We start from the raw sequence: 11,225 nt of genomic DNA on the forward strand, positions 1-11,225 counted from the left end.
GATTATAAAATTAATTTTTCAATAGTTGCTAACACACCATCATGTTCATTATCACTTACAGTTACCTCGGACGCGACTGCTTTAACACTTGCATCCGCATTACTCATCGCAAAACCCTGACCGGCAAACTGTAACAATGGTTTGTCATTATCACCATCACCAAATGCGAGTAACTCAGACGGTCTAATTTGCCATTGCTGCATCAACCACTGCACTGCTGGTAGCTTTCCCACGCCGGCAGTCACCAAATCAATCACCCCGTAGCCGCTGTCGTGCGCCAACAACCGGCCGTCAAAATAATCATTCAACGCCGCGACTTTCTGAGTCACATGTGCAGGATTAGCCGAAACACTGATTTTTTTTATTTCATCTTGAACCACACAAAAATCAGCCACTTCTTGCAAATTATCGTAAAACTTTTCCGCCGCATCAATTAATGCTTGGGGCGCACCAGCTTCAGTATAAGAACCATGTTTACCGACCAGGATCAAGTACGATGACTTTAACGGTGCCTGTTGCCGATCAACCGTCACAAACTGGTTTAGTTCTGCGGCAGATAAACTACCATCGTAGACCTGTTGATCGTTGACATAAATCGAAGCGCCATTTTCCGCAACCATAACCAAGTTATCCGCCACGACTGGCGCAAATAGCTTTCTCAAATGTGCATACTGGTTACCAGATGACAATACCAACCGAATCCCGCGTTGCTTTAGGGTTGCTAAGGTCTGGCGTAGCCACGCCTGATTGTAGGTCTGATCACCATGTAAGAGCGTTCCATTCAAGTCGGTCGCAATTAATTTAATTGACACCCAGTCCACTTCCTCTATCTTTTTCTCTTGCTACATTATACGCGTAAAATTACCTGGAACGCCAATGCGCACGCAATTTTAATCAATTGCGTGCGCATTGAGACTTTAAACCCAAATTCCATATAGGTCAGTTGCCGTGCTCGGGTAGGCTAAAAACAAGTCATGGACCTGCCGAACAGATAACTGTCGTTGGATCAAAATCGCGAGATAGTTGATCAAATCATCCGCCGTATAACTATAGGCTTCCGCCCCGACGACGAGCTGGTTCTGACGATTGATAATCAACTTCAGTCGCGCTTGATCATCGTGTTCACGTTGATAGTTCAGCCAATGCGCCAACGTCACCGTCTTAACTTGATACATTTCCGGCTGAGCCTGAGCTTGCACGACCGTTACACCAGCTTGTGCCAACCGTGGCAAACTAAATACTGCCGTCACTTGCAACGGATACTTGATTGGAAAAACAGTCGCTGCATGGAAACTATCACCAAGATATTTTCCTTGATAAATTGCGTAATTAGCCAGTTTAGGCACACCAGCGGCCGCACAATCACCAACCGCATAAATATTAGGCTGGGTCGTCTGTAGCTGATTATCGACCTTAACTCCACGATGATCGAAGCGTACCCCGGCACGTTCCAGTTGGAGTTCTGACACGTTAGCCGTACGCCCTAACGCCGTATAGACTGCATCGGTCACCCACTGCGATCCCGTTTGCGTGCTGACTTGTAACCCTTGATCCGTGGTCACAAGCTGTGTCACTTCAGTGCTAAAACGGAACTCAACGCCATGTTGCTCTAACGCTGCAATCAACAGTGCCACCAATTCAGAATCGTACCCGCGTAACGCCATATCATCGTGCTGTACTAACGTAACCTTAGCACCTGCCTCACTTGCGATACTAGCCATCGCAAACGCAATAATTCCAGCACCTAAGATCACTAGCCGCGGCGGTAACTGTTCACTCCGAAAGAAAGCACCAGAATGTTGCACCATTTGGCTACCAGGAAAAGTCAGTTCATACGGATGAGCACCGGTCGCCAGCACAAATTTAGTCGCCGTTAGTCGATCACCATTGACCGTGATCGTGTGCGCATCAACAAACTCGGCGTGTCCTTCATAGGTTGTAATGCCATTCTGTTGGAAACGCGCTTTAAATCTCGCCTGAGTTTGCGCAACGACACTGTCACGGTAAGCAGCTAACTTTGGCCAGTTTATCGCTGGGACAACGTCTGTAAATGCCGTTGACTGAAACTGGCGATGCGCTTCCGCAGCGGATAATAACACCTTTTTAGGTGTGCTACCGCGATTGACAGTGGTGCCACCCCAGTCACGTTGTTCGATGACCGCAACTTTTTGACCATGCGAGCTCGCCTTGATAGCGACTCCTGCACCACCAACACCACCACCAATCACGATTAAATCAAATGTGGTCATTCCGGATTAACTAAAATAAGTACTGGCATCATCGACATGCCCAGTTGACTTAGGCGCTTTCTCAGACCGCTTGGGGTCCTGATACCAAACTACGGCTGCTTCTTCACTTGGTAGCTGTTCTACGGTTGCCTTAGTCAGATTGAGATGGTCCGCAACGATTTGTGATGGTGTCGTAGCTAACCACTTATTTAACGAAATATCAGAATAAACCGGATTCTTAAATAACTCAATAAAAATCAAAGGTTCATCACCAATATTTTGAATGTAATGACCGGCTTCTTTCGGGATCACGCCCACGTCACCAGCCTGATAGTCAAAAGTTCGTGCTAAGGTGTTCGAGTTAAAGACACCAACTTTAGCCCGGCCTTGCATAAAGTAGTCCCATTCTTCCGATTTAGGGTGCCAGTGAAGTTCACGCATACCACCTGGCTGAACTTCCACAATCGCAGCTGAAATCGTCTTAGCCGCTGGAAAGACTGATTGATCAATGATCCAGACCTTACCAGCTTCAAAGTGTTTGGCAGGAACGTCTTGCATGTGAAGTGTCAACGGCTCCGTCATCGGTGTTCCTGGCCGCTTAACTTGGTCAATTGGACCCGGCACTTCACCGTCAAATAAATACTTTTCATGTGTTGGCAAATTAGCTAGAGCCGCTTCATCCAACTTAAAGTTAGCGGCAACAACATCTTTTGGCATGTGAGCGAGCCAATCGGTTAACAAGAATGTATTATTTTCCGAAAAGTCTGGTTCACTGAAAACTAACAGGAATTCACAGCCTTGATCGAGTGCCTGAATTGAATGGGGGATTCCGGCCTCAAAATCCCAGAGATCGCCGGCCACGATATCATCAATGAAACTATCACCGTTTTCATTTAGTGCGGTGACTCGTGCATTACCTTTAAGCATGATGGCCCATTCAGCCTCTTTATGCCAATGTAATTCTCGATACGCCCCTGGCTTCAAGCACATGTTCACCCCCGCCATATCGTGTGACGCTGGTAATTCACGGTTAGTCACTTCACGAGCCCAGCCACCTTCTTCAAGGCGCATGTGCGCGTCAGAAAAACTAAATCTTAAATTCGCAATGGTCCCATGATCAGTCGTTGGTGGGACTAAAATATCTGGATTTTCTAAATCGCGTTGCACATTACGTGGTCCCTGATCCAGCCAACCAGTTTGGTCAGCATCTCGAATTGGTTCATTTGCTTTAGTCATTAGTTCAAGTCACTCCTTCTGTTTAAATTACCCTTATGATAAGTTCAATTAACTAACCTGACTATTAAAAACACCTCATTTATTATAATTTTTATTATTTTTAACTAAAAAATGCCAATCTGCGCCACTACGTCAACAATCAGATAATGAAAACTAGTCGATTAATGCCGCTTCCGGTTGTTACTGATAGCATGCGGACGAGGGACCGTCCGATGCTATCAGCAACAACCTCCAGCTAGTCAGTGGTTTTTAAGAGATAAATCAGTTATCTATGCTTAGCGGAGAATCGGTGTGCAGTATCCGCGAGATTAGTCAGCCAAGAGCGCTGACTAATCTCGCGGGGCAATTCAAAAACGTGTTTTATCGGCTTTGAATTGAGGTTCCACACCGTACTTCGGCTAGCGCCGTTCCCCACAACAAACCGATTCTGACTGACGGAGCACTAAATTTAGGCAAGTCTATTTTAGATGTAACGGTTACTAGTACTGCTATCTCTGTGATGCTTTTGAGTCCTGCAACCTTTAGATCTTTAACTGATGCTATTGTTTGTAAAAAAGGTGCCAACACAATTGTGCTGACACCTAATCACTTCCCACAAGTGATTTTCTTAAATTCAATTAATAATTATTCAACCGTGACACTCTTGGCCAAGTTACGTGGCTTATCAACATCTAAGCCCTTGTTCAAACTCGTGTAGTATGCCAATAACTGACCTGGCACCACGCTGAGTAAAGCAGTCATGCGTTCATCAACTGTTGGCAAGACAACTGTATCATCTGACTTTGCCAGGGCATCCGTAACGATCGTAATCGTCTTGGCACCACGAGCGGCAACTTCTTGCAAGTTCGAACGTGTTAAGCCGGCCGTCTTCTGTTGAGTAATAATCCCAATCACAGGCGTATCCTTTTCAATCAACGCGATTGTCCCATGCTTCAATTCACCGGATGCAAAGCCTTCTGCTTGAACGTAAGAAATTTCCTTTAACTTCAAAGAGGTTTCCAACGAAACGGCATAGTCTAAACCACGGCCAATGTAAAAGGCATTTGGCGTGTGTAATAACGCACTCTTAGCTAATTTTTCAAATGTCGCTTTTTCATCAACTAAGGCTTGCATGCCATTCGCAACCAAAGCGAGTTGTTGTTTGACATCAAAGTCCTTGGCAGCAGCTTGGTTGTCAGCTTCACCTAATGCTTTAGCTAAAATTGCTTGTAAGGCAATCTGGGCGGTATAGGCTTTCGTTGAGGCCACGGCAATTTCAGGACCTGCATGCAATAATAACGTGTAGGTTGCTTCCCGTGACAAAGTTGAGTTTGGCACGTTAGTAATCGTCAAACTTGGGAATTTTTGCTCGTTGACGTTCAATAACACTTCACGACTGTCAGCCGTTTCACCAGACTGCGTTAAGAAGATGAAGAATGGCTTCTTTGAAAGCAATGGTTGGTTATAAGCGAATTCAGATGAAACGTGAACTTCAGTTGGTACACCTGCTAATGATTCAAATAACTTAGCGCCAACTAGGCCGGCGTGATAACTCGTCCCGGCAGCCACGATATACAAACGATCGGCTGATTTGATTGCGTCAAGCAAGTCGGCTTTAATCACTGGCGTGCCATCATCGTTCAAATAAACTTGAGATAACTTGCGCATCACGTTTGGTTGTTCATCGATTTCTTTTAACATGTAGAAGGGATAAGTCCCCTTGTCAGCTTGCGCTGCGTCAATGTCCACGTGGAACGTGTCGCGTTGAACGGCTTCGCCGGCTTGGTTCGTGATCTTAATTTCATCAGGCTTAACCACAACGATTTCGCCATCATGTAATTCCAAGAAGTCTTTCGTTTGGTCAAGCATGGCTAAGCTATCTGAGCAGACAACGTTAAAACCATCGCCGACCCCAATCAATAAAGGACTCTTATTCTTTGCCACATATAAGGTATCAGGATCTTCTTTATCCATCAATAAGAAACCGTATGATGAATGGCCCAACAAACTCAACGTTTTCCGGAAAGCTGCTAAGGTGTCTAACCCTTCCTTAGTGACGAACCGGTCAACCAATTGCACGATGACTTCGGTATCTGTTTGTGATGTGAATTCAACGTTGCTTAAATAGTCTGCTTTTAAATCTTGGAAGTTCTCGATGACACCATTGTGTACCAAGTAGAAACGGCCGTCCGCAGAAACTTGTGGATGAGCATTAGCAACACTTGGTTCACCATGAGTCGCCCAACGTGTATGACCAATTCCAGTTGTCCCATGGACATTAGCAGTTGCGCTAACTTCTTTACGTAAGTCGTCGATGCGACCCTTTTCTTTGACCAAATAGTCTTCGCCATTCTGATCATTGACATAAATACCCGCTGAATCGTACCCGCGGTATTCCAATCTTTGTAAGCCATTTAATAAAATCGATACTGCATTATCATTACCGGTAACTCCAACAATTCCACACATAAGTTAATCTTCCTTTACTTGTTTGAATTGTTTCTAGCTGCTTGGTCACTATATCTGTCACTAGTCTCACAACTAGTTTTTGTAACTGACCTGTAGAGTGCAGTCCCTGACATCACCCGTCGATTGTCGATAAATGTCATCCTCGTCAACTTTAGAATCTAAAGTCCTGGCGCTATTCCGCTTTAACCAATTACGAATTGGTTCTTTTTCACCTCTGATTGGTATATTTCCTAGAAACAGTATTACTTTAACGTTACAATCGCAAAAAGTCAACTATATATTATATTGGTATAGACGTTAATAAGCGTATATACCAATTTTTAACATCTGCGGCGTAACTAACTGGCAAGACGCTGACACCAAAGACATCGAAAAGGATTGAGCGTGCAACTAGTAACGGTAAACCTTTTTCTAGCCTAATTGTATTAACTGTTTACCTGCTCGTCATATTTTGACACTCGAGACTTTCCCGTTAAGCGTTTGACTTTACAATCAACTGATATCAATCATCAGACATGAGTACAAAAAATGGTCGAACCGGCAATTATTCCAGTTCGACCATTTTTATTTTAAAATTTAAGCTTCAACGCCAACTTCATTGCGAACGACGTCAACGATCCGATCAACATAGGCATTAACCAATTCATCGGTCTTAGCTTCTGCCATGACCCGGAGCAAGTCTTGCGTCCCTGAAGGGCGAACCAGGACCCGACCATCGCCGGCCATTTCGGTTTCAACTTCGCCAATAACTGCCTTGATTTGATCATTGTTTAAGGCAGCCTGCTTATCTTGCACTTTAACATTGACCAACTTTTGTGGATAGGTCGTCACTTCGTCAGCTAATTCGGATAACTTCTTGCCAGTTTCTTTCATGACATGGAGTAATTGAATCCCAGTTAACATGCCGTCACCAGTCGTATTAAAGTCTAAGAAGACCACGTGACCAGATTGTTCGCCACCGAGGTTGAATCCATCTTTGAGCATTTCCTCCACAACATAACGGTCCCCAACTTGAGTTTGTTCACTGTGTAAGCCGGCAGCTTCTAAGGCTTTGTATAAACCGAGGTTACTCATTACCGTCGTCACAACCGTATCTTTTTTGAGCTTACCACGTTCTGCTAAGAACTTCCCACAGATGTACATGATTTTATCACCATCAATCACATGACCCAATTCGTCAACTGCGATACAACGGTCCCCATCACCATCAAAGGCTAACCCAACTTGCGCACCCTTTTCAACAACAAATTTTGATAACGCTTCGGGATGAGTTGAACCCACACCTTTATTAATGTTCAAACCATCAGGTGAGGTTGCCATCGTGTCAAAATCAACGTTCAAATCAGCAAAAATCCGTGAAACTAAATTGCTGGTTGACCCATTGGCACCATCAACAGCCAAATGAATCCCACTCAAATCATCAGGAATCGTTTGTTCCAAGAATTGTGAATACTTCAAGTTACCTTCTGGGAAATCAGCAACCGTACCCAAGCCTTCTGCAGCTGGCCGTGGTAAATCATCCGTTGGTTGTTCCAATAAAGTTTCAATTTCTTCTTCCTTGGCATCTGACAGCTTGAAGCCGTCGCCACCAAAGAATTTAATCCCGTTATCTTCAACTGGATTGTGTGATGCAGAAATCATGACACCGGCATCAGCATCTTGAATACGAACCAAATAAGCCACACCAGGCGTGGTAATGACGCCTAAGCGCAACACTTCGATTCCAGCTGATAATAATCCAGCAATCAAGGATTCTTCTAGCATTTGACCAGAAATCCGGGTATCACGGGCAACTAAGACCCGTGGCTGTGTTTCCTTGTTTGTGGCATGTTCCGTTAACACGTAACCACCAGCACGGCCCAAACGGAAGGCCAATTCAGGAGTTAAACCAGAGTTCGCAATGCCACGAACACCATCAGTACCAAAATATTTCATCGTTTCTTTACCTCATTTCAGATTTTCAGTTACTTTTAACTGTAATTTTCACTTTAATTGACGTGGGATTCACTGACGAAATACCATCTTCATCAGTATTGGAAAGATCTACCGTCTTCGTTGTGGTCGAATCAACGTCCGTCACATCAACATCGACGGGTAATTTATCCAGTTTTGCCAGTGCCGCCTTTGTCCCTGTAACCGTGACCGACTTGGTATCCGTTGAAAACGAATAATTGGTATCGGCAGTCGTTTTACCGCTAGCCTTCAAGTCCACCGGTACGTCCTTCTTCGCCGTGGCCGCCGTAATTGGGATGTAAACGGACGTCGTGGATGGCGTTAAGACCACATTCAAAGTCTGACCATTCGCATCCAACGCCTCAATCATGGCTTGTTGGTTGACGGATTTCTTCAGATTTTTTTCCGTATTGACCACGGCTACAACTTTAGCAACCTTGCTGACTTCACTCACAGCGCCAGTCACTTTCACTGATGCAGTTCCCAGACGGGCACTCCCGACTTCATAGCCAGAAGCAACATTCGCCTTGTTAAAGTCCGCACTGACTTTATAAGTTGCGGTGCGCCGCGGTTGAATGTTGATGTGAATATATTTTTGATCCAAGGTATAGCTTAATTCTTTATTCAAGCCGTTCACTTGCACCTTGACACTGTGCCGACCAACCGACAGATCTGACAAGTTCGCATACACCTTAAAGTTCTGAGTGTTCGCAGTCGTCGTGACTAGTGCCGCGGGGCCTTCAATTGTAATTTTAACATTTTCAGGATACCCGGTCACAAAATACTTTGTGCTATTCACATTCAGTTCTAGCGGCGCACTGATCGTTACTTTTCGATTAGAAGTTAACGTCGTCTTAGAGGCACTATTCGTCAATAAACTGGATGTCGTATTGTTCGTTTTCATTGAGCTAACATAAGCAAATAATGCTAGTGCGCAAATTAAGGCCAATAATCGCATTGACCAGGCGCTATCCATAAATTTTTTCACTTACGTAGCCCCCCTCCAAAGATGTGTGCAAACCAATTTTGAATTGCATTCTGTTTGGTTTCATCTTCTGGTGTCAATAAGACTTGGCGGAAGTAACGTAAATAATTTTCACGCGTCATACCACGCATCAATTCGTTATCTTTGGTAATGGAAACTTCACCAGTTTCCTCAGAAATGACAATGGTCAACGCATCGGTCACTTCACTGATCCCGACCGCGGCCCGATGTCGAGTCCCTAATTCTTTCGGAATCAAGTTACTTTCAGAAAGTGGTAAATAGGCCGCTGCCACTTTGATTTGATTGTCCTGGATAATGACCGCACCATCATGCAATGGCGTATTTGGAATAAAAATATTAATGAGGAGCTCACCGGTAATATCAGCATCGAGTGCAATCCCAGTTTCAATATAATCTTCCAAACCAGTATCTAATTTAATGGACATTAACGCCCCAATGCGACGTTTTGCCATATATTGAATCGCTTTATCCAATTCATTGATCATCCGCTCTTCATCTTCATTTTGCCGCTTACCACGAACGAAAATGGAACCACGACCAAGGTGTTCAAGCCCACGCCGAATTTCCGGCTGAAAAATGATGACAAGCGCAATTACACCCCAGTTGATGATCTGGTCCATAATCCAAGAAACCGTATCTAGACCAATGAAGACACTTAGAATTTTGACCACCGCAATGACCACGATACCACGGAATAATTGTACCGCTTTGGTTCCTTGCAATAAGACGATTAATTCATAAATGACAAACCAGACCACTAGAATGTCAAGGAGCCGGACAAAGTTGGACACTGTCAACAAATCGCTCCAGTTGAAGTTCATAATCCCCCTCCTTGTGAAAAATATTTACTTTCACATTATAGCACGGGGAACTCTTAGCGTTGACCCCTTTTAGAATGGAAGCCGGCAAAATCCCCGATTTTTTGCGTTAATATTAAACTTACGATTAATTAATATAGATTGATTAATATTTCTGTTAAAATAATGGTGAAAGTGTGGTGATCAAATGACCCGTTTACAGCGTTGGCTCGTCCGGCTCTTTTACTGGGGTTTTATCGGTTTCGTTGCTTTAACGATTCATGATTCATTTTCATTTTTACTGCTAAACACGTTGCTTGCCTATATTCCGATTGAACTGAGTTTTTGGCTCACCAGTCGCCGTTCGACGTTACTATTTTGGCTGATTGGCGTCGTTTGGTTGCTCTTTTACCCGAATACCCCTTACCTATTGACCGATTTATTTCACTTAAGTCTGTTAAAACCTTACGCCATCAACGGCTTATTAAAATTTGATCTCGGCATGTGGCGTGACTTTGCTTACCTAGTCGCACCCACCGTTGTTTCAATCATCATTGGAACTTATACGGTTGACCAAATTGCGCAAGAGGTACAGCGGCGCCTCCATCTCACAGCACTGCCGGCTGGACGAACCCTCATCAGTGTTGGGCTCTTCTTGTTTGCCAGTGTCGGGGTCTATGTTGGCCGTTTCATGCGTCTCCATACCATTTACCTACTTATTACGCCACAATACATTCTGGAGCAACTGGCAGAAATGTGGTCAACTAAAATGCTCGCCTTTGTGCTACTAATGTGGTTATTGCAACTTGTCATTTACGGTGCTTGGCGCTTAACGATTCCTAATTCAGCACCACAATCAAACTGATCCCTTTTAAAAACAAATACGGCAGTGACTTGACGATTTCGCCAAGTCACTGCCGTAACTTATTTTACAATTAAATTTATAGAACTTTAGGATCGCTATAGGTTGAATGCGCACTGCGCTTATCGTGTAGCCCGCTGAAGCCACTAAAGCCCATTTCGGTCGCTTTCTTTTCCGCATCCGTAATATAGCGTAGCGTATCATCCGCCCGTTTCTCACCATAAACTTGTAACCATTGGTGGAAACGTTCGTCCGACGCCGTACTAATAGCTTGTTCAACCTTTAACCCAGCTGGGGTCAAAGAGAGATATTTAATCCGCCGATCACTCGTATTTGTCGTTTGATCAATATATTTCAAATCCAGCAAAACATTGATCTGTCGGGCAATTGCACTTCGAGAAACCCGCTGCGCATTGGCAATTTTAACCAAGGTCAACGGTTCTTTAGTCGTTGCAATCATCCGCATCACAATATAAGCCTCGAAGGTGATTTTATACGGCCGCGTTGGTACCGAGACAAAATCCCCGATGTACTTTAATATATGCATATAAGTTTCAACGAATTGTTCATGGATCTCTGCTTCTTTCATGTTACGTCCCCCCGCTAGGTTTCACCTAAAAATCCCGTTGATAAACTAACAATTAATTGCCAGTTCTAATCATTCACTATAAATACTATTCTAACATTATTATAAC

General features: G+C 44.1%; 9 protein-coding genes. 1 reads left to right on the top strand and 8 read right to left on the bottom strand.

Features of this window, described 5'->3' with window-relative positions:
* Positions 1-2 precede the first annotated feature (2 nt).
* The 7 genes from FFM64_RS01400 to cdaA form a co-directional block, all read right to left on the bottom strand.
* Positions 3-812 (bottom strand): Cof-type HAD-IIB family hydrolase, encoded by an 810-nt coding sequence (locus FFM64_RS01400; RefSeq protein ID WP_137606207.1) that lies wholly within the window; start codon positions 810-812, stop codon positions 3-5.
* Between the two features lie 105 nt (positions 813-917).
* Complete coding sequence (locus FFM64_RS01405; protein WP_137606208.1) at positions 918-2,249, bottom strand: dihydrolipoyl dehydrogenase family protein; 1,332 nt, start codon at positions 2,247-2,249, stop codon at positions 918-920.
* A gap of 6 nt (positions 2,250-2,255) precedes the next feature.
* Complete coding sequence (locus FFM64_RS01410; RefSeq protein ID WP_137606209.1) at positions 2,256-3,464, bottom strand: cupin domain-containing protein; 1,209 nt, start codon at positions 3,462-3,464, stop codon at positions 2,256-2,258.
* A gap of 624 nt (positions 3,465-4,088) precedes the next feature.
* Entirely contained in the window at positions 4,089-5,912 is a 1,824-nt protein-coding gene (gene glmS / locus FFM64_RS01415) for a glutamine--fructose-6-phosphate transaminase (isomerizing) (protein ID WP_137606210.1), read from the bottom strand.
* A gap of 576 nt (positions 5,913-6,488) precedes the next feature.
* Positions 6,489-7,847, bottom strand: a complete 1,359-nt coding sequence (gene glmM / locus FFM64_RS01420) for a phosphoglucosamine mutase (RefSeq protein ID WP_137606211.1) — start codon at positions 7,845-7,847, stop codon at positions 6,489-6,491.
* Between the two features lie 25 nt (positions 7,848-7,872).
* On the bottom strand, positions 7,873-8,853 hold the full coding sequence (locus FFM64_RS01425) for a CdaR family protein (protein ID WP_137606212.1): 981 nt from the start codon (positions 8,851-8,853) through the stop codon (positions 7,873-7,875).
* Positions 8,850-9,692, bottom strand: coding sequence for a diadenylate cyclase CdaA (gene cdaA / locus FFM64_RS01430; protein ID WP_137606213.1), 843 nt, complete (start codon positions 9,690-9,692; stop codon positions 8,850-8,852). The genes FFM64_RS01425 and cdaA overlap by 4 nt, the downstream gene beginning before the upstream one ends.
* A 184-nt stretch (positions 9,693-9,876) precedes the next feature.
* Here cdaA and FFM64_RS01435 point away from each other — a divergent pair, with 184 nt between their 5' ends.
* The gene (locus FFM64_RS01435) at positions 9,877-10,533 is read left to right on the top strand and encodes a DUF1361 domain-containing protein (RefSeq protein ID WP_137606214.1); all 657 of its coding nucleotides are present in this window, start codon (positions 9,877-9,879) and stop codon (positions 10,531-10,533) included.
* Positions 10,534-10,609: 76 nt separating this feature from the next.
* Here FFM64_RS01435 and FFM64_RS01440 read toward each other — a convergent pair whose 3' ends face one another.
* Complete coding sequence (locus FFM64_RS01440) at positions 10,610-11,119, bottom strand: MarR family winged helix-turn-helix transcriptional regulator (RefSeq protein ID WP_137606215.1); 510 nt, start codon at positions 11,117-11,119, stop codon at positions 10,610-10,612.
* Positions 11,120-11,225: the final 106 nt, after the last annotated feature.

The organism is Lactiplantibacillus daoliensis (assembly GCF_005405005.1).
GTDB lineage: Bacteria > Bacillota > Bacilli > Lactobacillales > Lactobacillaceae > Lactiplantibacillus > Lactiplantibacillus daoliensis.

Coding starts and splice junctions, on each gene's coding strand:
- FFM64_RS01405 (WP_137606208.1), bottom strand. CDS start 2,249: ATGACCACATTTGATTTAATCGTGATTGGTGGTGGTGTTGGTGGTGCA.
- FFM64_RS01410 (WP_137606209.1), bottom strand. CDS start 3,464: ATGACTAAAGCAAATGAACCAATTCGAGATGCTGACCAAACTGGTTGG.
- glmS (WP_137606210.1), bottom strand. CDS start 5,912: ATGTGTGGAATTGTTGGAGTTACCGGTAATGATAATGCAGTATCGATT.
- glmM (WP_137606211.1), bottom strand. CDS start 7,847: ATGAAATATTTTGGTACTGATGGTGTTCGTGGCATTGCGAACTCTGGT.
- cdaA (WP_137606213.1), bottom strand. CDS start 9,692: ATGAACTTCAACTGGAGCGATTTGTTGACAGTGTCCAACTTTGTCCGG.
- FFM64_RS01435 (WP_137606214.1), top strand. CDS start 9,877: ATGACCCGTTTACAGCGTTGGCTCGTCCGGCTCTTTTACTGGGGTTTT.
- FFM64_RS01440 (WP_137606215.1), bottom strand. CDS start 11,119: ATGAAAGAAGCAGAGATCCATGAACAATTCGTTGAAACTTATATGCAT.